General features: G+C 69.3%; 15 protein-coding genes. 9 read left to right on the top strand and 6 right to left on the bottom strand.

What is annotated here, in order from left to right:
* Positions 1-250: 250 nt before the first annotated feature.
* The gene (locus tag BJ992_RS25470) at positions 251-1,591 is read left to right on the top strand and encodes an NsdA family TPR-like regulatory protein (RefSeq protein ID WP_184985193.1); all 1,341 of its coding nucleotides are present in this window, start codon (positions 251-253) and stop codon (positions 1,589-1,591) included.
* 598 nt (positions 1,592-2,189) lie between these two features.
* Here BJ992_RS25470 and BJ992_RS25465 read toward each other — a convergent pair.
* The 4 genes from BJ992_RS25465 to BJ992_RS25450 all read right to left on the bottom strand — a co-directional run bounded on the left by BJ992_RS25465 (position 2,190) and on the right by BJ992_RS25450 (position 7,609).
* Positions 2,190-4,115: a DUF6571 family protein gene (locus BJ992_RS25465; protein ID WP_184985190.1), complete on the bottom strand. Its 1,926-nt coding sequence runs from the start codon at positions 4,113-4,115 to the stop codon at positions 2,190-2,192.
* Between the two features lie 236 nt (positions 4,116-4,351).
* Entirely contained in the window at positions 4,352-5,782 is a 1,431-nt protein-coding gene (locus BJ992_RS25460) for a class I adenylate-forming enzyme family protein (protein ID WP_184985188.1), read from the bottom strand.
* A 229-nt stretch (positions 5,783-6,011) separates the two neighbouring features.
* Positions 6,012-6,914 carry an alpha/beta fold hydrolase gene (locus BJ992_RS25455; RefSeq protein ID WP_184985186.1) on the bottom strand — a complete coding sequence of 301 codons (903 nt, stop codon included), beginning with the start codon at positions 6,912-6,914 and terminating at the stop codon, positions 6,012-6,014.
* Complete coding sequence (locus BJ992_RS25450; protein ID WP_221474970.1) at positions 6,911-7,609, bottom strand: TetR/AcrR family transcriptional regulator C-terminal ligand-binding domain-containing protein; 699 nt, start codon at positions 7,607-7,609, stop codon at positions 6,911-6,913. The genes BJ992_RS25455 and BJ992_RS25450 overlap by 4 nt, the downstream gene beginning before the upstream one ends.
* Before the next feature lie 289 nt (positions 7,610-7,898).
* Here BJ992_RS25450 and BJ992_RS25445 point away from each other — a divergent pair, with 289 nt between their 5' ends.
* The 8 genes from BJ992_RS25445 to BJ992_RS25410 all read left to right on the top strand — a co-directional run bounded on the left by BJ992_RS25445 (position 7,899) and on the right by BJ992_RS25410 (position 17,780).
* Complete coding sequence (locus tag BJ992_RS25445) at positions 7,899-9,401, top strand: MFS transporter (protein WP_184985182.1); 1,503 nt, start codon at positions 7,899-7,901, stop codon at positions 9,399-9,401.
* A gap of 141 nt (positions 9,402-9,542) precedes the next feature.
* Complete coding sequence (locus BJ992_RS25440) at positions 9,543-10,754, top strand: cytochrome P450 (RefSeq protein ID WP_184985179.1); 1,212 nt, start codon at positions 9,543-9,545, stop codon at positions 10,752-10,754.
* A 6-nt stretch (positions 10,755-10,760) separates the two neighbouring features.
* The gene (locus tag BJ992_RS25435; RefSeq protein WP_184985177.1) at positions 10,761-12,134 is read left to right on the top strand and encodes an acyl-CoA carboxylase subunit beta; all 1,374 of its coding nucleotides are present in this window, start codon (positions 10,761-10,763) and stop codon (positions 12,132-12,134) included.
* A gap of 82 nt (positions 12,135-12,216) precedes the next feature.
* Entirely contained in the window at positions 12,217-13,134 is a 918-nt protein-coding gene (locus BJ992_RS25430; RefSeq protein WP_184985175.1) for a DUF6039 family protein, read from the top strand.
* Positions 13,131-14,885 (top strand): amino acid adenylation domain-containing protein, encoded by a 1,755-nt coding sequence (locus BJ992_RS25425; protein WP_184985173.1) that lies wholly within the window; start codon positions 13,131-13,133, stop codon positions 14,883-14,885. Before BJ992_RS25430 ends, BJ992_RS25425 begins: the two co-directional genes overlap by 4 nt.
* A gap of 14 nt (positions 14,886-14,899) precedes the next feature.
* Positions 14,900-15,847: a chlorinating enzyme gene (locus tag BJ992_RS25420; RefSeq protein WP_184985171.1), complete on the top strand. Its 948-nt coding sequence runs from the start codon at positions 14,900-14,902 to the stop codon at positions 15,845-15,847.
* A 5-nt stretch (positions 15,848-15,852) separates the two neighbouring features.
* Positions 15,853-17,016: an alpha/beta fold hydrolase gene (locus BJ992_RS25415; protein WP_184985169.1), complete on the top strand. Its 1,164-nt coding sequence runs from the start codon at positions 15,853-15,855 to the stop codon at positions 17,014-17,016.
* An 80-nt stretch (positions 17,017-17,096) separates the two neighbouring features.
* A complete protein-coding gene (locus BJ992_RS25410) occupies positions 17,097-17,780 on the top strand; it encodes a Crp/Fnr family transcriptional regulator (RefSeq protein ID WP_184985167.1) in 684 nt (227 codons plus the stop codon).
* 69 nt (positions 17,781-17,849) lie between these two features.
* On the opposite strand, the gene BJ992_RS25405 is transcribed toward BJ992_RS25410, so the two are convergent.
* Both BJ992_RS25405 and BJ992_RS33990 read right to left on the bottom strand, forming a co-directional pair.
* Entirely contained in the window at positions 17,850-18,563 is a 714-nt protein-coding gene (locus BJ992_RS25405) for a PIG-L deacetylase family protein (RefSeq protein WP_184985165.1), read from the bottom strand.
* Positions 18,564-18,854: 291 nt separating this feature from the next.
* Complete coding sequence (locus BJ992_RS33990) at positions 18,855-21,719, bottom strand: helix-turn-helix transcriptional regulator (RefSeq protein ID WP_184985163.1); 2,865 nt, start codon at positions 21,717-21,719, stop codon at positions 18,855-18,857.
* Positions 21,720-21,796 lie beyond the last annotated feature (77 nt).

Below are 21,796 nucleotides of genomic sequence, written 5' to 3'. Positions count from 1 at the left end.
ACCAAGAGGCCCGTTCCGGGCTCATCCGCATCAGGAACGGCTACGCGCCGGCTGTCACCCACCTTCCTCCGCCTCCCTTCGACACTCCGCCGATATCCCGCGACGCCGGTCACCAGTCGCCGCGAGGTGGTCGCCAGTTCGTCATCCCACCGTCTCCTGCGTGAATCCTCTCCCCGACCGGTCTCCGATCCGTAACGTAGTCGAGTGAACCCATAAAGTGATCACCGCTGGTCAACGGGAGGAGTCGCGCATGTCCGGCCGGCTGACCTTGCTGAAAGCACTGCTCATGAAGCGCCACCAGGTGACCCACCGCGCGTTCTGCCTGGAGTACGACAAGGCGGCCCGGAGCATCGACCGTTCCCTGGTCGGCTCCTCACCCAGCAAGGAGGCCTTCAACCGCTGGCTGAACGGCCGGGTGAGGACCAAACCCCATTCGGACCACTGCCGCGTCCTGGAACGAATGTTCCCCGGCCACACCGTTGCGGAACTGCTCGCCCCGTACGACCCTGGAACCAACGACCCGAGCACTCGTGACACCCGCCCCAACCTCCAGGAGGCGACCACGAACCGCCGCGAAGTCTTCCACCTCGGCGCGGCCACCATGGCGCTGGGCTTGACCGAGAGCCTCACCCGCGGACCGGACCTGCTTGAGCAGGTTCTGGATACGCGCAACGTCAGCGAAGGTCGGCTGACGTATCTCGAGGACGCGGCTGATCGGCTTGGGGAACGTGTCGTGAAGACCCCGCCAACGGACTCGCTCTCCACGACGTTGGTGCACTTGGGGAGTATCCGGGAACTGCTGGCTCATCGTCAGCCGATCGAAGTGCAACGCCGTCTGGTGCGTGTCGGCGCGAAACTGTCGCTGGTCATCGGCGAGATCATGTTCTGCGCCAACCAATGGCCGTCGGCCCGACGCTGGTACACGAGCGCCGCGCGAGCAGCGGAAGAGGCAGGGGATCGATACCTCGCGGACATCGCGCTTGCGAGCGCCGCCTACCTCCCCACGTACTCGGCAGACCCCCAAGGTGTCCTATCCCATGTCATGCCAAGGCTGGAGAGCGCGACGAATGCCACTCCCGCGATCGCCTGGATGTGGGGATTCGCTGCGATGGCGCACGCCGCTCTCGGCGATCGTGCCGCCTTCGAACGGACGAACCACAAGTCACGCGTCACCCTCGAACGCTGCGCCGCTGACATGCTGCGTCCAGGGATCTTCTCCTTCCAGCCGGAGAAGCAGGCTTTCTACGAAGCGCGTGGATGGGCCGACCTGGGAGAAGCAGTGGGAGCCGAGGACGCGGCGACCAGAGCGCTGGTGGCCTTCGATCCGGCCCTCACCAGCAACCCCGCACTGGTTCGCTTCTCGTACGCGACCGCACTGGCCAAAGCGGGACAGGTCGAGCAGGCATGCCACATCGCCAGCGCCGCCATCCACGACCCGCACACATTCCCCACTATGGCCGTGGTGCTACGCGCACACGAGTTCGACGCGCTACTGACCCGCGCCGCCGCTCCTCCCACTATTCAGTGGCGTGAAGCGCTGGCCGGTCTTCGCAGCCCTGACTTCGCGGTGGCGCCTCATCGGAACGGGTGACGCGGTCACCCGTCGTCGCTTCTCGTCGAAGTATCTTGATCCGCAGAGATCTTGCCATGCGGACAGGGGATACTGGAGGCGCACAGTTCTAGCGGAGCTTAGTAGGGCTTGAGTGCGCCATGCCAGAGGCGGAGGCGGGAGCTTGTTCGCCATGTTCAGATTCGTGAGGGGTTTTCGTAACGCTTTGCCACTCGCGCTATCTCTGATGGTTCTAGCCGGCTGCGCATCCGATGACGGTCCTACCGCAGCTGAAGCCGGTCGGGTCTTGAAAAATCACGTTATGCAGCTCCTCAAGGAACGTAACGCGCAGAATGTGACTATCCTCGATCAAGGCGAGGAAAGCCGTGAATGCTCTGATGGTCGATTCAAGCGGACTTTTGCAGCATCGGGAACTGATGTGGCGAAGGACACAAGCCCTGAGAATATAAGAGCTGCTCTTCTTGGGGCCCTGAATCGTGTTGCTGCCTACGTGGTCGTAGACGCGGGCCCTCTGTCCAGTCCCGTGACAGTGATGAACAGCACCACGCGGACGCGCCTCGTTCTCGACTCGCCATCCAAGGGTGTGTACAAGATCACCGGTGAAACCGACTGTCTGAGCTCATGAGAGTGAATCGTCAAAGAGGCGTGCACGTGCGTAGGCATTGGCCTTCCGGCCGTCGTAGATGTCTCCGGTTTTCTGTGCGATAGCCCCTAAGGATCCGTCGTCGTTTCCTCCCAAGCCGTTCGCTATCAACCATCCGTCGAAATCGTCGAGCCCTTGCTTTCCTGACTTAATGATCTCGGGAAAGGGCTGCAGGCGGCCATCGGAGTCCGCTATCGGCGTTACAGGTCGGCTCTTGGATTGATAATCCTCAGGAGCAGTGCCAGGAGGAAATCCTGCGTCCAACAGGGCTTGAGCGATAGTGTGCTGGCGGCCCAGGGTTTCTCGTGCGTCGGAGGCGCGGATTTTGTCGACCTCACTCTGGGGTGCGGCTTTGGTGGTGTCGTAATAGGACCATGCGGCGCTGAGGCCGGTGTAGACGACCGCTCCTACTCCGCTGAAGGCTAGGCCGACTCCGCCGGCGGCGTTGCCTATGAGGAGGCTTTGTAGTTGTCGGGACTCTTCTGCGGCCTGGTCTTGTGCGTTGCCCCAGGTCTCTCTGGCGGCGAGTTCCAGGCCGCGGACGTTTCCCAGGGCTGCGAAGGTGTCGTCGAGGCGGTTGGGGTCCTTGGATTTGAGCATCTGGGGGACGGCTTCTTTGATCAGGCGGGTGGTCAGTTGGCCCATGGCTGCTTGGAAGGGGGCCTGGTTGGGGAGGGTGTCGGTGAAGGTTTTCAGGTAGTGGTAGGTGTCTTCCGGGTTCAGGTGGAAGGCGGGGTGCAGGCCAGGGATGGAGGACTTCACGGGTGTGTTGGAGCTGGGGAGTATGTGGTTTCTGTCGGCTAGGTTGGCGCCTTCCAGGATTTCGGTGGCGTAGGAGGCGGCGATTTCTGCGAGGTGGATTCTGGTGGCTTGGCCGACATTTGTTTGGGGGAGGGTGGTCATTATGGTGAAGGCCACGGTGGCGGCGTCTTTGGAATGGTGGCCGTCTTTTTCGTCGTAGGCGCCTGCGGCGGCGGCGAGCATGCGACCGAAGGAGTCTGCTTCTGGGGTGAGGCCGTCGCCGCGGCTTCGGGTGGCGAGGCGGGTCAGTAGGGTCGCCAGGTTGGTGCTGTTTTTTGTGTAGTCGCCGGCGGACAGGCGTAGGGTCAGGCGTGCGGCGGTGGGGTTGTTTCCTAGTGCGTACAGGAAGCCGGCGATGGGGTTGGTGGTGAGGTTGGAGGTGTTGATGGCTACTACCTGAGCCAGCCAGTCGGCGGGGAATCGGCCGGTGAGGACGAGGAGGCTGGTTCCGAAGCGGTTCAGGCGGGTTGCCGGGGTGGTGCGGAGGGCTTCTTTGATGGCTGCCATGCCGGGGATGTGGGTGCCTGCGGTGATAGCGGTGGCGAAGGCGTTGCTGATGGTTGTCAGTACTTTGTCGGACGGGTCGGGGGGTTGTACGGTGCCCACGCCGTTCGGCATGCCGATCTTCTTGCGGGCCAGTACGGGGAGCAGCAGCGTGGCTTCGAGGCCGAGGGCGGCGAAGAAGGCGGCGGTGAACTCGGGGTCGTTGACGTGGTCGGCGAGGGTGTCGATGATCTGCTGGTATTTCTGGTCCAGCAGGGGGTCCATGAGCGCGTCGGGGTTGATGCGTTTGTACTGGCCGGCGAGTTCGGTGCCGAGGAGGCGGGACTCGGCCGGGGTGGTGGACGCCTGGGCTTCGGCGTAGGGGATCAGGTGGGGGGTGCCGGCGGGGGACCAGTCGGGGAGGTTGCTGGTGGCGCGGGCTATTTGGTGGCGGCGGCGGAGGTCGGGGAGTTTTGTGTCGATCCAGTGTTCTATTTCGGATATGGGATTGAGGGATGTTGTCGGGACGGCGTTGGCGGTCAGGACGCGGCGGATGGCTTCGGTGTGTTCGCTGATCTGGTTTCTGGCATGTTCGAGGGAGTTTATGAAGGCGTCCATCTGGGGTGGGTCCATGCCGGTGAAGTCGGGGGACAGGGGGCCGGTGCCTGGTTGTGGTTCTCCCATGCCGTGGTCGCCCCCCGCGAATGTGCCGATGGCCCCGTGATCACGCTCTGCGGATCTGGTGATGTCCCCGTCCTCACGGTAACGCAGGTGGGGGTGGGTGGGGCTGCGGTGAGGAATTCGGGGGAGTGCCGGTCCGGTTCGTGGGGGATTGTGGGGGGATTTTCGGATGGTTACTTCTTGGGGGTGGCCTGGTGGCGGAGTTCGCGTTTCAGGGTCTTGCCTATGGGGCCGCGGGGGAGGGAGTCCACGAGGATGATTTTGGAGGGGTGTTCGTGGGGGGACAGGTGGTCGGCGGCGGTCTTCTTCAGGTCTTTCACGTCGGCGGCGGCGCGGAGGACTATGGCGGTGGTTATGCCGTCGGGGGTTTGGAAGGCGGCGGTTTCTGCTACGGCGGGGTGCCAGAGGAAGGCCTGTTCCACTCGGAGGGAACTGACCGGGGTGCCGTCGGAGGCGGTCAGAGCGTCGGCGGCTCGGTCGAAGAAGTGGAGGTGGCCCTGGTCGTCCACATGGCCCAGGTCACCCATGCGGGTCCAGCCGTCCTGCCAGACTTTCGCGGTTGATTCGGGGTCTTTGTAGTACTGGCGGCTCGGAGCTGCGGAGCGGAGGCGGATCTCGCCCAGTTCGCCTGGGGGGACGGGGTGGCCGTCGGGGTCGGTGATGGTCAGGTCTGTGCCGGGGCTCGGGGGGCCCAGGTGGCCGTCCAGTGGGGTGCCTGGGGGGAGGGGACGGCTGACGAAGGCGGGGGCTGATTCCGTGGAGCCGTAACCCAGGACGATCGTGGTTGTGGGGAGGGCTTCTGCCAGGGCTTTCACGGTGGGGGTGGGGACGGGGGCCGAGCCGAGCATGAGGATCTTGAGGGATGTCAGGTCGTGGCGGTGGTGGAGGTCGAGGGCCACCATGCGGGTCGCGGTGGAGGGGGCGACTATGGCCATGGAGACCTTGAGTTTCTCGATGGCTTGCGCGACGGATTTGGGGTCCTGGCGGCTGAGGACGTGGACGGTCGTGGGGGCCGTGATGGCGGTCATGATGGCGCTGTGGCCGGCGTTGGTGCCGATGGGGACGGCGGCCAGCACGCCGTCGACGCCGGTGAACAGGCGGCCCCGGCCTTCGTGGCCGAAGGTGAGGTTGGCGAGGGGGACGGCTACCGGCTTGGGGGTTCCTGTGGTGCCGGAGGTGTAGATGATGTCGGTGACGTGGTCGTCGGAGGGGGACGGCGGGTGACCGGCGCCGGGGACGTCCAGGGTGCCGAGGGTCTCGGGGGACGCGGTCCACGCGGTGGTCGCGGGTGGCTTGACGTCGTCGCCGTGCAGGAGGCCGGCCACCTCGCAGCGCTCCATGCGGGCTCGCAACTCGGCGCGCGGGAGGTGGGGGGAGAGGCCGACCACCGTGCCGCCGGCCATGTGGACGGCGAGGCTCGCCACGGCGTGGGTGAGCCAGTCGGCGTCGTCGTGGAGGAGGGCGGTGCGGGTGGCGGGGAGGCGGGCCGCGGTGGCCTCGGCGGCGTGGAGCCATTGACCGGCGGTCAGTGAGCGGGTCCCGTCCACGGTGAGGGCCACGAGGTCCTTGTCGCGAGCGTGGGCCATTTCGGGGAGGGTCGTCATGCGGCCGATGGTAAGGAGCGAAGGGCCGGGGTGATGCTCAGTGTTGAGCAGGGGAGTGCCGGCCGGGTTCGGCCACGTCGGGGAGCGCCAGGCGCGCTGACCGGAGAGGTCGATCAACCGTGAGAAGGGTGGCTGGTCGGCGCGCGCGGTGTGGGGCCGGTGGTGGTTGTATCGGTGATGGTTGTGGTGGTGCGGCCGGCCCGGGAGCGCGTCCCGGCGTTCGGGGCGATCAGTGGTTCCGCGCGGTCGGACGCGTCGCGAGGGTGGTGATGAAGGTGACGATCTCCTCGGGGTTCTCTTCGGCCATGAAGTGCCCGGACGTGGTCGGCTGGTAGGTCAGGTCCGGAGCCCAGGCCCGCCACAGCGATGCGGCGTCGAAGCCGAGCCGGGAGCCCCAGTCCTGTGAGATGACGCCGACCGGCATCGTGAGCTGCTCGCCACGCTCACGGGTGGCTCGATCCATCTCCAGATCGATGCTCGCGGTGGCCCGGTAGTCGGCGACGATGGAGTCGATCGCGGCGACCGAGCTGTCGATGTAGTAGGCGCGCTCCTCATGGGTGAACGTCGTGCCGGCGGGGTCCCATGCGTCCAGGAAGGAGCCGAAGAATTCCGGAGCGACCGCGCGGATCATCTTCTCCGGAAGCCCGATGGGCTGAGCCATCAGGTACAGGTGCCAGGCGACCTTGGCGTCGACTCCCCGCAGAACGGCCCACGTGTCGAGGGTCGGCAGGACGTCGAGGATCCCCAGGTAGTCCACGACGGCGGGGTGGTCCAGGCCCGCGCGGACGGCGACCAGTGCACCGCGGTCGTGTCCGACGAGCCCGAAGTGGTCCACGCCGAGCGCGGACGCTGCCGTCACGATGTCCTGAGCCATCGTGCGTTTGGAGTACGTGGCGGGGTCACTTCCGTCCGGCTTGTCGCTGTCGCCGTATCCGCGCAGGTCGGGGACGATGACCGTGTGGTCGGCGGCTAGCCTCGCCGCGACGTGGCGCCACATGTAGTTGGTCTGCGGGAACCCGTGCAGGAGGACCACGGCCGGCCCGCTCCCGCCGACGGCGACGTTGAGGGTGACGCCGTCGGCGCCGGGGAGGGCCTGGTAGTCGAAGCCGTTGATCGTCGGTCGGCTGGTCATGCGTTCTCCTTCGCGTCAGGCGCGGTGGTCTCAGGGGTGGTGGGGGCCGGACGGCCGGAGAAGATCCCGGCGGGTAGGGGGGCTCGTCCGGACGATGCCTTCAGGGCTGGGATGACGATGGTGTCGACGAGTGCGGACAGGTACTCCTCGTCGACGGCGAGGTCGTTGACCCGTCGCAGCAGGAGGGCGGCACCGACCACCTCCTCGAAGGCGAAAGGGTCCGCGCCGTCGGGCAGCTCGCCGCGTGCGATCGCGGCGTCGATGACCTGTCGCGGTAACCGGGCTCCTGTCGGGCCGACGGCGTTCTCGATGGCCTCGCACAGGTCCGGGTCCTCCAGGCCCGCCTGCAGGAGCAGCATCGCGGTCTGACTGTCCGCGGCGCGCATGGTCTGGTCCAGGCGCCGGCACAGGCTCAACAGGTCCCCGCGCAGGGTACCTGTGGCGATCGGCTCGCCGGCCTCGCGCTGTGCGGGACCGGCCTTGACCGCGGCGATCACCATCTCCCGCTTGGAGCCCCACCGTCGATACAGGCTCGCCTTGGAGGTCTGGCACCGTCGAGCGACCTCCTCGAAGGACACCCCCTCGTAGCCGGACTCCGCCAGCACCTCCAGTACGGCGGCGGTGATCCGCTGATCCAGAGCCGCGTCACGGGGACGGCCGCGCGCGGCCTCCTCACCACTATTTCTATACGACACGCCTCGTATCGTAAAGCACAGGGCTGAGTGCATCAACCAGTGTCTCCGGCCGGTACGGCCAGGTGCGGGTCTGTGGCGGACAGCGATCGATGCCTGGTTCGCGCTGTGCCGCGGTGCGGGGCCGGGTGATGCTCAGTGTTGAGCAGACGCGGACCGGGTGGGGGGGTTGGCTGGGGCTTGGATACGGCTGCGTGTGCGGATCGGCGTGCACGGCGCGTACTCGGACCACAGGAGATACAGGCAGACACGGAATCGTTTAGGGAGGCGATGGCCGGTGAGCCAGTCCGATATGAGTAGAGGCGGGAACGCGGCGCCACAGGAGTTGCCGCCGCGGACCCAGCTCATCGCGACGATCGGCGCGATCCTGGCGCTCGCCCTCGCGTCGATCGACGTTTCCGTGGTGGGTGCGGCGATGCCGCGCATCGCCGACGAGCTGAACGGGCTCGGGCTGTACGCCTGGGTCGGGGTGTCGTACGCGGTCGCGGCGGCGGTGGTCGTGCCGATCGCCGGCAAGTTCGGTGACATGTTCGGCCGCAAGCCGGTGCTGCTCACCGGGCTCGCGGGGTTCGTGGTCGCGTCGTGGCTGTGCGGGTTCGCGCAGACGATGCCGCAGCTCGTCGGGTTCCGCGGGCTCGCGGGGCTGTTCGGCGGCATCCTGATGGCGAACATCTTCACGATGCTGGCCGACATCTACACTCCGGAGCGCCGCACCCAGATGCAGGGGGTGTTCTTCGGTGTCGCGGGCCTCAGCATGGTGATCGGGCCGCCGATCGGCGGGCTGATCACGGACGCGTGGAGCTGGCGGTGGGTGTTCTACGTGAACGTGCCGCTCGGGCTGCTCGCGATCCTCGCGGTGGTCGTCGGGGTGCCGTACGTGCGGTCCAGCGCGAGCTGGCGTGACATCGACTTCGGTGGTGTCGTGACGCTGATCGCCGGTGTGGTGCCGATCCTGATCGGGCTCACGCTGACGGGTCAGGGGCACGCGTGGACGTCGCCTGAGGTGCTTGCGCTGGTCATCGGCGGTGCGCTGATGCTGGTGGTGTTCTTCCTGGTGGAGACGCGGAAGGCCGCCAATCCGCTGGTGCCGTTCCCGATGTTCCGCCAGAACCAGTTCGCGGTGATGGTCGTGGTGGCGTTCTTCTCGGCGTTCGCCATGATGGGGGTCACGTTCTACGTGCCGCTGCTGTACCAGGGTGTGCTCGGGGTCTCCGCGACGCACTCCGGCACGCTGCTCATCCCGATGACGCTCGGGCTGATGCTGGTCGGGCCGATCGCCGGCAAGGCGATGACGGCGATGACGCATTACCGGTACCTGGCGGTGTTCGCCATGCTGGCCATCGTGGCGGGGCTGTGGATGTTGTCCACGGTCGGCACGCACACCGGCCAGGTCGTGCCGATCGTCGCGATGGTCCTGATCGGTGTGGGGATCGGGATCGCGTTCCCGATGGCCACGGCGGTGGTGCAGAGCGCGATCCCGATGAGCCAGATGGGGGTCGGGACGAGCCAGATCCAGTTCTGGCGCATGTTCGCGGGGCCGGTGTCGCTGGCGATCCTCGGTTCCATCCTGACCGGCCAGGTCGGGGTGCGCGGCCAGTCCGGGGTGTTCGGTGGCGGCGGCGTGTCGCCTGAGCAGCTCGCGGGTGCGCTGCACGACGTGTTCCTGACGTCGGCGATCGCGGTGTGCGTCGGTCTGGTCGCGACGTTCTTCCTCAAGGAGGTCCCGCTGCGCGACATGTCGATGGCCAAGAAGGCCGCCGGCAAGGGACACAAGGGCAAGACGGTCACCGCCTGACCGAAGTGGCGTGTGGCGGGACGACCGCGGTCGTCCCGCCACTGTCGTGTCCGGGGGACTGCTCCGCCGGGCCGCCGTCGTGTCCGGGGCCTGCTCAGTGTTGAGCAGACCGGCGGACGCGTGCGGCGGATGCTGAGGAACATGGACGCCGCCGACATCGATGCGAGACTTCCCGACACCTATCCCATGGAGAGGGCCAAGGCCTGTCCTCTCGACCCGCCTCCCGCGTACGGCAGGTTCCGCGCGGAGCGTCCCATCACCCGCATCACGCTGGACTTCGACGGTGGCGAGGTGTGGCTGGTGACGCGGTACGAGGACGCGCGGACCATCCTCGGTGACCCCCGGTTCAGCTCCGACTTCTCCACCCCGGGTTTCCCGGCGCGGCTCACCGCGCGGCCACCGGGGCCGGGGACGTTCATCCGCATGGACCCGCCGGACCATTCGCGGTTGCGCCGCATGTTGCAGCCGGAGTTCACCCGCAGGCGCGTGGAGGCGCTGCGGCCCGCGATCGACGGCATCGTGACGAAGCTGGTGGACGACATGGCGAGCCGCACACCGCCGGTGGACCTGGTGGACGCGCTCGCGTTGCCGTTGCCGTCGATGGTGATCACCGAGCTGCTCGGTGTGCCGTACGAGGACCGTGAGTACTTCCATGAGACCACCAAGGTCATCGGCAACCAGAGCGTGGACCCCAGACGCCGTATCCAGGTGCGCGACGACCTGAAGACGTACCTGGACAAGCTGGTCGCGGCGAAGGAGGCGGAACCCGCGGACGACCTGCTGAGCCGCCTCGGGGAACGCCGCGAGGCGGCGGGGGTGAGCAGGGAGGAGGTCGTCGGGATCGCGACGCTGCTCATGGTCGCGGGCTACGAGACGATCGCCAACCAGATCGGCGCGGGGACGGTGGCCCTGCTGGAGAACCCGGAGCGGATCGCCGAGCTGCGGGCCGACCCGGCGAAGCTGCCTGCCGCGGTCGAGGAGATCATCAGGCACCAGACCGTCATCGACTACGGCCTGCGCCGCGCCGCCACCGCGGACGTCGAGGTGGGTGGCCGGCTCATCAGGAAGGGTGACGGCGTCGTCGTGGTGGTCGCGTCGGCCAACCGCGACGAGTCGGTGTTCGAGTGTCCCGACCGGCTGGACTTCGACCGGGAGCAGCACGACCACTTCTCGTTCGGGTACGGCCTGCATCAGTGCATGGGGCAGATCCTGGCCCGCGCGCAGCTCGAAGCCGTCTGGTCCACGTTGTTCGACCGCATTCCGGGCCTGCGGCTCGCCATCCCGGTGGACGAGGTGAAGTTCCGCTTCGACATGTTCGTGTACGGCGTGCACGAGCTACCCGTGACGTGGTGACCCGCCATGGAGGAACGTGACCCGAAGGCCCGGCTGCGCGCGTTGTTCGACCACGGCACCCTCGAACCCCTGCCTGGCGACGACGCCTGCGGTGTCACCGGCGCCAGAGGACGCGTGGCGGGCTGCCGGGCCGTCGCCTTCGCCACCGATCCGTCCCGCATGGGTGGCGCGCTCGGCCCCGAGGGCTGCGCGCGCATCGTGGAGACCATCGACCTCGCCGCGGCCGAGCGCGTCCCGGTCGTCGGGGTCTGGCACTCCGGCGGCGCGCGGCTCGGCGACGGCGTCACGGCCCTGCACGGCGTCGGCCAGATCTTCGCGGCCATGGTGCGCGCGTCCGGCGTGGTGCCGCAGATCTCCCTGGTGCTCGGCCCGGCCGCCGGCGGCGCCGCGTACGGGCCGGCGCTCACCGACATCGTGGTCATGAGCGAAGGCGGACGCATCTTCGTCACCGGCCCCGACGTCGTGCGCGAGGTCACCGGCGAGGACGTCGACATGGAGGCGCTCGGCGGCCCCGACACGCACAGCCGCCGCAGCGGCGTCGCGCACGTCGTCACCTCGTGCGACGACGAGGCGATGGCCGAGACCCGGCGCGTCACCGCGCTGCTCGCCGACCAGGGGACGTTCCGGCCCGAGCGGGTCACCGACACCGACCTCGGTGTCCTGCTGCCGGACCGGCCGCGCCGCGCGTACGACGTCCGACCCCTGGTGGACGGCCTGGTCGACGCGCCAGGCGTGGAACTGCATCCCCGCTGGGCCCCCAACATGGTCACCACGCTCGCGCGGCTCGCGACCCGCACGGTCGGCGTGCTCGCCAACAACCCGCTGCGCAAAGGCGGCTGCCTGGACGCCGCCAGCGCCGAGAAGGCCGCACGTTTCGTCCGCATGTGCGACTCGCTGGGGGTCCCGCTGGTCGTCGTCGTGGACGTCCCCGGCTACCTGCCAGGAGTGAAGCAGGAATGGGACGGCGTGGTGCGGCGCGGCGCCAAACTGCTGCACGCGTTCGCCGAGGCCGTGGTGCCGCGCGTCACCCTCGTGACCCGCAAGTCGTACGGCGGCGCGTACGTCGCCATGAACTCCCGCGCGCTCGGCGCGTCCGCGGTGTTCGCCTGGCCGTCCGCCGAGGTCGCCGTCATGGGTGCCTCCGCGGCGGTCGACATCCTGCACCGCAGGAAACTGCGCTCGGCCCCCGCCGACCGGCGCGAGGAGCTGCGCCGCACCCTCATCACCCAGCAGGAACGCGAGGCAGGCGGCGTCGCCAAGGCCGTCGAGATCGGCGTCGTGGACGAGGTCATCGACCCCAAGGAGACCCGCCGCAGGATCGCGGACGCGCTGCTCGAAGCCCTGCCTTCGCGCGGCCACCACACCAACATCCCGCTGTGAGAGGCCTGCTCAGTTTTGAGCAGGCGGCTCGCGCGGCCCGGACTAGCGTGACGAACAACCGAGAAAAGACGGAGTCCTAGCGATGACAAATCCGAGTCCGGTCATTCCGCCGGCCGAGCAGCAGACCTCGGTCCCCGCAGCGGATCTCCTCAATTCCGGTAACGCCGGAGTGATCGTCGAACGCACGGCCCAGCTGAAGAACGGCTTCCACGCCGAGGGCCGCAAGTTCGCCCGCATGATGGCCGAGGTCGTGACCGCCAAGCAGGTCGGGGTGGCCAGCGTCTACGTGTACGAGGAGACGTTCGGCACCAAGGACAAGCTGCACTGGCTCATCCACCTCAGCTCACTGGACGCCTACGAGGCCATGGTCCACATGGGGACCGCCGACGAGGAGTACCGCGAGAACGTCGCCAAGCCCGGTCCCGCCGAAGGCGCCGGCTGGGAGCAGATGTTCGTGGACGGCAGCATGCGGGAGACCGTCCTGCTGCCGCAGTTCTGGGGGATGTACGGCACCAAGGTCGACGGCGAACGCGAACGCAGCACCGCGCAGTACACCCAGCAGGGCCCCATCAGCGGCCTCCCCGGCGCGCGCGAGCAGGTGCCGCTGCCGTCGGAGCAGATCCTGCACTCCGGCAACTGCGGCCTGCTGCTGCACCGCACCGCGGTGCTCGACTACGACTTCCGCTCCGAGGGCCGCACCTTCGCGCGCGAGGCCGCCGAGTCCATCAACGAGAACCTCCCCGGCGAGGCCACGGTCTTCGTGTACGAGGAGGCCTTCGGCACCGCCGACCGCATCCACTGGCTCATCCACCTGAAGTCGCTCGCGACCTACTACAAGGTCCTGTCGCTGCACGTGAAGGACGAGAAGGTCCGCGACCTGTACTTCCAGGAGCGCATCTCCGCCGAGCGCGGCGGCGGCACCTGGGCCCGCATGTTCCTGCCGGCCAGCATGGAGGACGTCGCGCTCACCCCGCACCACTGGGGGATGTACGCGACATGACCGGCCGATGCCTGCACCAGATCTTCGCCGAGCGCGCCGCGGCGCACCCCGGCAGGATCGCCGTGTCCACCCCCGGTGAGGAGATCTCCTACGGGGACCTCGACGCGCGCGCCGACGGCCTCGTGCCGAGGCTGCGCGCACTCGGGGTCGGGCCCGGCGTCCTCGTGGGGCTGTGCGCCGACCGGAGCGTCGAGATGATCGTCGGGCTGCTCGGCATCCTGAAGGCCGGCGGGGCCTACGTCCCCATCGACCCCACATATCCGGACAAACGCATCGAGTACCTGCTGGCCGACAGCGGCGTCACGACCGTCGTCGCGGTGTCACGGGTCGCCGCAGTGCTCGAAGACCGGCCGGTGCGCACCGTGTGGATCGACGAGCCCGGTGAGCCCGGCGAACCCGCCGATGACGTCACCGACGGCGACCTCGCGTACGTCATCTACACCTCGGGTTCGACCGGCGCGCCGAAAGGCGTCCTGGTCGAGCACCGCAACGCCGTGCGGCTGTTCGAGCGGACCGAGCAGTGGTTCGGGTTCGACGAGAACGACGTCGTGACGATGTTCCACTCGGTGAGCTTCGACTTCTCCGTGTGGGAGATCTGGAGCGCGCTGCTGTACGGCGGCCGGCTCGTCATCGTCCCCGCGCACGTCGCGAGGTCCCCCGAGGCGTTCCGCGAGCTGCTGCTCACCGAGGGGGTCACGGCGCTCAGCCAGACCCCGTCGGCGTTCCGCCACCTGGTCGCGGCGGACGCGCGCCGGCGCGAGCCGTCGCCGTTCCGCCTGCGGCACGTCGTCTTCGGCGGCGAACGGCTGGACGTCGAGGTGCTCGGATCGTGGATCGAGCGGTACGGCGACGAGAAACCCGAGCTGGTCAACATGTACGGCATCACCGAGACCACCGTGCACGTGACGTACCGGCGGGTGCTCGCCGACGACCTGCGGCACCCGGAGATCAGCCCGATCGGGGTGCCGATCCCCGACCTGTCGCTGCGGCTGCTCGACGCCGCGGGCCGCGAGGTGCCGGACGGCGTGGCCGCCGAGCTGTACGTCGGCGGAGCGGGCCTCGCGCGCGGGTACCTCGACCGTCCCGAGCTGACGGCGGAGCGGTTCGCCGAGGACGCCGGCGGCACCCGGCTGTACCGCACGGGTGACGTGGCGGTGCGGCTGCCAGGCGGCGAGTACGCCTACGTCGGCCGGGCCGACGACCAGATCAAGGTGCGTGGTTTCCGCATCGAGCCCCGCGAGGTCGAGCTGTGCCTGCTCGGGGACCCGCGGGTCACCGGCGCGGTCGTCGCGCCACGCGACTTCGGCGAAGGCGACGTGCGCCTGCTCGCGTTCGTCGTGCCGTCGGACGGCACGGACCACGAGGAGCTGACGAAGGCGCTCACCGCGCGTGCGGCCGAGGAACTGCCGGTCCACGCACGTCCATCCCAGATACACACCATTGCGGAGATACCCATGACCCTGCAGGGAAAGGTGGACCGCGGCGCTCTGATCGACCAGGCGAAGCGGCCCGACACATCCGACGAGGTGCCGCCGGAACGGGTCGTGCGGCGCATCGTCGCCGACGTGCTCGACCGCGACGACATCCCGCTCGACACCGACCTGTTCGACCTCGGCGCGACCTCGCTCGCGCTGACCCGCATCATCGCGCAGATCAACGACCGTTACGGTCTCGCGCTCACCGGCGCGGAGACGGACGAGGCGACGGTGCGCGGCCTGGCCGCCTGTGTCGAGGAACGACAGAACGCGTAAGGAAGGGATCACCGATGCAGGACATCCGGACACAGGCCGGTTTCGCCATGACCCCCGACGAGCTGAAGACCTTCCACACGCAGGGATACTTCGGGCCGTTCAAGGTGTACGAGATCGACGAGATGAAGGCCGCCTGGCGGCGCGAGCGGCTGCGGCTCATGGACCGCAGCAACGCCGTGTACCAGGAGGAGGCCGCGTCCTCCGGCAACACCAACATCTCCAACTACGACCGGCACCTGGACTCGACGTTCCTGGCCGACCACGTCAGCCGGCCCGAGATCGTCGACCGCGTCTCCAGCGTGCTCGGACCGGACGTGCTGTGCTGGCGCACCGAGTTCTTCCCCAAGTACCCCGGTGACGAGGGCACCGACTGGCACCAGGCCGACACGTTCGCCAACGCGTCGGGTCAGCCGCAGATCGTGTGGCCCGAGGACGAGGAGTTCGGCGGCACCATCACCGTCTGGACGGCGTTCACCGAGGCCAACGAGGAGACCGGCTGCCTGCAGTTCATCCCCGGCACGCATCAGACGATGTTCTACGACGAGACCAAGAAGATGCACTACGACCCGGACAAGATCAACGCCGAGGAGAAGGACGGCGTGCGGCGCGGCTTCTTCGGCTATGACTACCGGGAGCTGCAGAAGGATCCCGACTGGAAGCCCGACGAGTCGCAGGCCGTCTCGATGGTCATGCGGCCGGGTGAGGCCATCCTGTTCTGGTCGACGCTGATGCACGCGTCGTTGCCGCACTCGGGCCGTACCGACGAGATGCGGCTCGGCTTCGCGTCCCGGTACGTGCCGACGAAGGTGCGGGTGTACCCCGACACCGACGTGATCGAGGAGTACGGCGGCCGGGTCAGCCTGGACCGGTACGGCTCGGTGCTGGTCGCGGGACACAACGGCAACCCGCACAACCGCATCGCGACGGCCACCACCACCGGACACCCGTTCGTCACGCGGTGATGCCGGTGACCGCCGAGACGACGGAACTGACACGCCTCGCGGAGGCCGTGCTGTCGGCGCGGCCCCTCGCGGGGGTCCTCGATCATCCGGTGCGCGTGGCCGGTCCGGCTGAGGTCGCCTCCCTGCTCAACCGGATGGCGGAGCGGCTTCGCGCACCGGAGTTCCGGCTCACCGGTGACACCGGTGAGCTCGGGGTGTTCGAACGGGTGCTGAGCGAGCACCTGGACCTCCGGCGCCGCGCGCTGGACCCGGACGTGCCGCTGGAGGTGGTCGAACGCACCGCGGCCGAGGTCACCGGGGCCGCCTTCGAGGGGTTCGCCACCCGTGAGGAGGTCCCCGTGCCCGGTGGCGGCCCGCCGCTGCCGGCGTACACGGCGGGCCGGCGCGAGGACCCGGCCGTGGTCATCGTGACGCCGTGCGGCATGCCGGCCCGGCTGTCGGAGCAGTGGATGCGGTTCCTGGCCCGCGACCGTTTCGTGGTCACCTGGGAGAGCCGCGGCCTGTTCGGCCACATCGACGCCGGTGGCGCGCTGCCGGCGGACATCGACGCGCAGGCCGGCGACCTGCTGGCCGTCATGGACCACTTCGGCGTCGGGGCCGCGCACCTGATGTGCCTGTGCGGCGGCGCGGTCATCGGGCTGGCCGCCGCGCGGCGCGACGCCGCGCGAGTCGGGTCGCTGAGCCTGTGGCACGGCGACTTCGCCGGGGTGCCGTCGGCGGAGAAGACCTCACACCAGCAGAACCTCGTGGCGCTCATGGAGATGGGGGCCGCGGCGCCGGAGAAGGCCGCCATGATCCACCCGGTGCTGTGCCAGACCATGCTGTCGGCGGTCCCGCCGGACCTCGCGCACCTGGTGGTCTACCCGTATGCCACGCCGGGGCTGCTGCACCGGTACTGCAAGCTGAACGGCGCGATCATGAGGACCGACGTGACGCCGTGGCTGGCGGGTCTCGACCGGCCGGTGCTGGTGGTCACCAGCACCGACGACGCGACGGCGTCCCCCGACGGATCGAAGGTGGTGGCGCACACGCTGCCGGACGCGACCCTGCATGTCCGGCGGCACGGTGATCATATTTCGCTCTTCAAGGGTGACCCGGATTTGATGTCCCTGCTGGGGGACTTTATCGACTCCCTGTCTGCCTTCAGTCGTACGAGTGACCGTACTTGATTTTACTCTCCCCGTTTCTTTTGTGATGTGCGGGTATAGGGGTCTTTGGTAAGGGGAGGCCAAAGTCACGAGGTGCGGGCATGACTGCAGTGCGGACTTCGCAGTTCAGGGACGAGCTAAGGTCATTCGCGGCGAGCGACGCGCTCGGCGCCACATCGATCCGATATCCGAAGAGAACGAATATCTACAACTGCGGAGAGCGTGACTCGCACCTCTACCTCGTCGAGAGCGGCCAGGTCAAGACCCAGACCTACGCGCGCTGCGGCAAGGAGTGTCTATTATCGATCTACACCGCCGGGGACATCTTCGGGGAGTCGTCCCTCCTCGGGGCCGAGCGCAGCGAGACCGCGACCGTGATGCGCACCTCCTGGGTCAGGCGCATCCCCGTGGCGGGCTTCCGCGCCGCCATGGCCGACCAGAAGCTCCTGGACGGCTTCATCGACCACCTCGCGGCGCGGCTCACCGAGCAGCAGCAGGTGATCACCACGATGGTGACGATGGACAGCGAGCAGCGCCTCGCCGCCGTGCTGCTGCGGCTGTCGAGGAAACTCGGCAAGAAGCGCGCCGACCACCTGCTCGCCATCGAGGACCGCATCACCCAGGAGGAGCTGTCCGGCATGGTCGGCACCACCCGGTCCCGCGTCGGCTACTTCCTGAAGAGGTTCAAGGACGCCGGCCTGGTGATGCCGGTGTCGGGACCGTTCCTGCTGGTCAACGAGAAGCGGCTCACCGAGTACGTCAACGGCGTCGGCGGCTGGTTCTGACGTCCCCCGACGAGCCCTGGAGTCCCGGAACTCCAGGGCTCGTCGGCGTTTCCGGGATGTTCGCGCACGTCAGAACTTCACCAGCTCGAACGGGATCGCGGGCCGGCCGCCGAACCGCTCGCCGGTGGCCCGGGTGAAGCCCTCCAGCGGGCCGCGTGCCGCGCCTTCGGGAAGACCGAGACCCGCGAGGTACGCGGCGTGGGCCTCGACCGACGCCACCGCGACGTCGAGGGAGTCGGTGACGTCCACGGCGTGCGTCGGGCTGGTCGAGCCGGCGACGGCGGCGTACTTGACGCCGTTCCACGGCTCCCCGGCGTCGGGGAAGATCCACCGGTTGCCGGCGTCCAGCGCCGCGTCGAGGGCCGCGCGGCCGGTGTTGCGGTGGTCGGGGGAGTTCCACTTGCCGGTGTAGGTGATGTCGTGGTGGGTGAAGGTGATCAGCAGCTCGGGCCGGTGCCGCCGGATGGCCGCGACGAGGTCGCGCCGCAGCCCCACCGAGTACTCGATGGTGCCGTCGGCGTAGTCGAGGAACTCCACGGACTCCACACCGCAGATCGCCGCGCTGGCCCGCTGTTCCTCCTCGCGCACCTTGACCGCCTCGTCGGGGGACATGCCGTCGATACCGGCCTCGCCGCGGGTCAGCAGCAGGTAATCGACGTGTTTACCGGCCGCCGTCCATGCCGCCACCGCGCCGGCGCAGCCGAACTCCATGTCGTCGGGATGCGCCACAATGGCGAGAGCCCTCGACCAGTCATCGGGAACGGGTTGCAGGTTTTCGCTCATGCGTTCTCCTCTGACCGCTTCGAACGGTGGCAAACCTGGGAATTTGCAGGGGAGAGGCCGGTTGTTGTGCCGGGTTCGAATAAAAGGTTCCGGTGCGGGTCGGCATTCTCCGGCTGCTGTGGAGAACGCCTGGAAAAGTGCGGATTTCTCGCCGTGGTGTGACGGCCGGACCGTTTCTGGTCGCGCGGTGGCCGTGATGAAAACAAACCTCATGGGTAGGGAGTGTCAGGTTCCGTCACCTCGCGCGGCCGGTTCGCGGCGCGTCGTGCCGACGTCCCTGGCCGGTTCGCGCTATGTCGTGCCGCCGTCCCCGGCCGGTCCGCCGTGCGTCGTCCCACCGAGCACAACGGCCAGGTCGCGGCGCGTCGTGACACCGAGCTTCGTGTAGACCTTCTGCAGATGGTTGTCGACGGTGCGCACCGACAGCACCAGCGTCCGCGCGATGTCCTTGCTCGGCACCCCGCCGGCCGCCAGCAGAGCCACCTCACGTTCGCGCACGGTCAGCGGAACGGCTTCGTGGCCGGCCGCGAGCAAAGGAGTGTCCGCTCCCTCGCACCGCGAGCGCAACTCCACGGCGCGGGCCGTCGCGGCGGCGGCCTGACGGGGAGAGCCCTCGCGCCGCCACGCCGCGGCGGCCACGGTCGCGGCCTCGGCGGCGTGCAGATCGGCCCCGAGGCCCGCGAGCGTCTCGGCCACGTGCGTGAGCCCGTCCGGGTCGTTCGCCGCCAGCGCGTGCGCCAGCCGCGCGTGCGCCGCCGTCAGCGCGCCGTCGCACACTTCGGCCAGCTCGGCCAGCCGCTCGGTCACCTGCCTGGCGCCGCCGAGACGTGCCACGTCGGTGAGCAGCAACGCCTCGGCCCCCGGCCGTCCGGCGTCCCGCGCCGACGCGGCGGCACCGGTCAGAACGGCCCGCGCCTCGGCGAGACGGCCCTCCGCCGCGGCCAGCCACGCCTCCCCGAGCAGGTCCTCACCGGCGAACAGCGGCGTGGCCGGGTACGCGCGCAACTCCACGAGCGCGGCTCGCGCCGCCTCGACGTCACCGAGCACCGCCGCCGACGCGCACAACCCCGACAGGACGAGCCGCATCGGCGGCACCTGACCGCGTCCCCGCGCCAGCGCCGCCGCCTCCGCGTACCAGCACCGCGCCGCCGCCACCCGCCCCGCCAGCCACTCCACCCGCGCACGCACCGTGGCGGCCCACATCGCATGCCCCGTACCGATCCACGTCCGCGGCTCCCCACCGGCCACGACGTCGTCCCCGGGGCTCTTCGTCCCACGGACCGCGATGTCCCGCGCCTCAGCCAGCCGTCCGTCCTCCGCCGCCGCCAGCACGAGCGGCACCAGCGGGGTGAGCGCCGCCGCCGGATGCGGCGCCGAACCGGCTCGCTCCGCGACGGACATCGCCGGAGTCCCGATTCCGGACGCCACGGTGGCGAGGTTCCAGGCCTCACGGGTCCGGCTCAGCAAAGCGAGGCCGGTCGCCTTCGCGGTCGCGGCCCACAGCCAGCCGGCCGGGTCGCCGTCCCGCGGCGGACGCGGCGGCAGCGCGTCCAGCAGGGCCACCGCCTCGGCGGGACGGCCCGACATCGTGAGGATCGCGGCCCGGTCGGCCAGCAGCAGTTCACGGCCCATCCCGCCGGGGACGCGGTCCAGCGCCTGGCCGTTGAGCCGCAGGGCCACCTCGGTCCCCGCGCCGGCGCGCAACAGGTTGCGGGCCCGCAGCCGCAGCGCGGCATGCCGTTCCTGCTCCGTGGCCCGCTCGCACACATCCGCGAGCACCGCCTCGGCCTCGTCGCCGCGGCCCGACTCCAGCAGCGCCTCGCCGTACAGCAGGCCGAACGCGCCGGTGCGCTCCGCCTCGGGGACCTCGGCCAGCAGACCGGCGGCCCCCGCGTGGTCCCCGGCGCGGCACGCCTCCTCGGCGGCCCGTATGAGCAGACCGGCACCGGCCGTGCCGGTGGCCGCGAGCCGCCACGCGGCGACCCGCCGCGCGTCCCCCGGCCGCCGGGCCCCGCAGGACTCCAGCCGTTCCGCCTGGCGCAGCAGCGTGGCCCGACGGCGGATCAGCGGGGTCCGCGACCGCAGCACCGTGCCGTACAGCGGATGGGCCAGGGCCACCGACACCCTGCGGCCCTCGGCGCGGGCCCGGACCAGGCCCGACTGTTCCAGCTCGATGAGGGTCCGCGGGGGAGCGGGAAGGTCCAGCGGCCCGAACGGCCCGCACAACGCCAGGGTCTCCAGCACCGGCCGCGCCGTCTCACCCGCCGCCGCGAGCCGCGCGCCGACCAGCTCGGCCAGCCGCGGCGTCACCGGCCACGGGTCACCGGCGAGTTCCCACAGCGTCCCGTCGCTGGTGAGCGTCCCGGCCCGCAGTGCGCCGAGGACCAGTTCCCGCAGGTAGAGCGCGTTGCCACCCGACAGCGTGACCAGCTCGTGCAGCGTCCGCCGTCCCACCGGCCCGCCGAGGACGGCCCGCAGCAGTTCGTCCACCGCGTCCTCGCCGAGTTCCGCGATGTCGGCCCGGTGCACCCCGGCGTCCCACGGCAGCGCCGCCACCGCCTCCGACGCGGGGCCGCCGGAGGTGACCGCGCCGACCACGAAGATCAGGCCGACGTCCATGAGCTGCCGCATCAGCACCACCGACGCCTGGTCCAGCAGGTTCAGGTCGTCCACCAGCACCACGAGCCTGTCCCGTGTCCCCGCCAGCGCACGTGAGACCGACATGAACCCCGCGACCGGGTTGGCGGGATGCACGTCCGGCGGCAGCAGATGAGCCACCGCGCCGTACGGCACCGTGGACGCCGCCTCGCTCGTCGCCGCGCGCACCGCCTGGTACCCCTGTGCCTCCGCCGCGACGACGAGCTCCTCCACCAGCCGCGACTTGCCGGCCCCCGGCGGGCCGCACACCACGAACCCCTGACTCCACCGGTCCGCCAGCGCCTCGGCGAACCGGCCCAGCTCCGCGTCCCGTCCGACGAGCGGCCAGCGTCCCGTCAGCGGATACGAACCACCCCGCTGCACGACCGGCGAACGCTTCGGCTCGCGTCCCGCCGACGGGTACGACCCGGCCCGCGCCTCCTGAGTGACCACCGACGAACGCTTCGGCCCGCGTTCCACCGGAACCCCGGCGGAACGCGGGTGCACGACCTTGTTCATCACCCTTCGCCTTTCCCTGGGCAACCTTCCCAAGGGTGCGGAAGCCCGATCAGCGAATGGTTGTCGTTCACTTGGCG

The organism is Sphaerisporangium rubeum (assembly GCF_014207705.1).
GTDB lineage: Bacteria > Actinomycetota > Actinomycetes > Streptosporangiales > Streptosporangiaceae > Sphaerisporangium > Sphaerisporangium rubeum.
Note: the sequence above shows the minus strand (reverse complement) of the source record. Positions and strands in the feature narration are given on the sequence as shown.

Excerpts from the sequence above, each read along its gene's own strand:
- BJ992_RS25470 (WP_184985193.1), top strand. The coding sequence starts at position 251 with ATGTCCGGCCGGCTGACCTTGCTGAAAGCACTGCTCATGAAGCGCCAC.
- BJ992_RS25465 (WP_184985190.1), bottom strand. The coding sequence starts at position 4,115 with ATGGACGCCTTCATAAACTCCCTCGAACATGCCAGAAACCAGATCAGC.
- BJ992_RS25460 (WP_184985188.1), bottom strand. The coding sequence starts at position 5,782 with ATGACGACCCTCCCCGAAATGGCCCACGCTCGCGACAAGGACCTCGTG.
- BJ992_RS25455 (WP_184985186.1), bottom strand. The coding sequence starts at position 6,914 with ATGACCAGCCGACCGACGATCAACGGCTTCGACTACCAGGCCCTCCCC.
- BJ992_RS25445 (WP_184985182.1), top strand. The coding sequence starts at position 7,899 with ATGAGTAGAGGCGGGAACGCGGCGCCACAGGAGTTGCCGCCGCGGACC.
- BJ992_RS25440 (WP_184985179.1), top strand. The coding sequence starts at position 9,543 with ATGGACGCCGCCGACATCGATGCGAGACTTCCCGACACCTATCCCATG.
- BJ992_RS25435 (WP_184985177.1), top strand. The coding sequence starts at position 10,761 with ATGGAGGAACGTGACCCGAAGGCCCGGCTGCGCGCGTTGTTCGACCAC.
- BJ992_RS25430 (WP_184985175.1), top strand. The coding sequence starts at position 12,217 with ATGACAAATCCGAGTCCGGTCATTCCGCCGGCCGAGCAGCAGACCTCG.
- BJ992_RS25425 (WP_184985173.1), top strand. The coding sequence starts at position 13,131 with ATGACCGGCCGATGCCTGCACCAGATCTTCGCCGAGCGCGCCGCGGCG.
- BJ992_RS25420 (WP_184985171.1), top strand. The coding sequence starts at position 14,900 with ATGCAGGACATCCGGACACAGGCCGGTTTCGCCATGACCCCCGACGAG.
- BJ992_RS25410 (WP_184985167.1), top strand. The coding sequence starts at position 17,097 with ATGACTGCAGTGCGGACTTCGCAGTTCAGGGACGAGCTAAGGTCATTC.
- BJ992_RS25405 (WP_184985165.1), bottom strand. The coding sequence starts at position 18,563 with ATGAGCGAAAACCTGCAACCCGTTCCCGATGACTGGTCGAGGGCTCTC.
- BJ992_RS33990 (WP_184985163.1), bottom strand. The coding sequence starts at position 21,719 with ATGAACAAGGTCGTGCACCCGCGTTCCGCCGGGGTTCCGGTGGAACGC.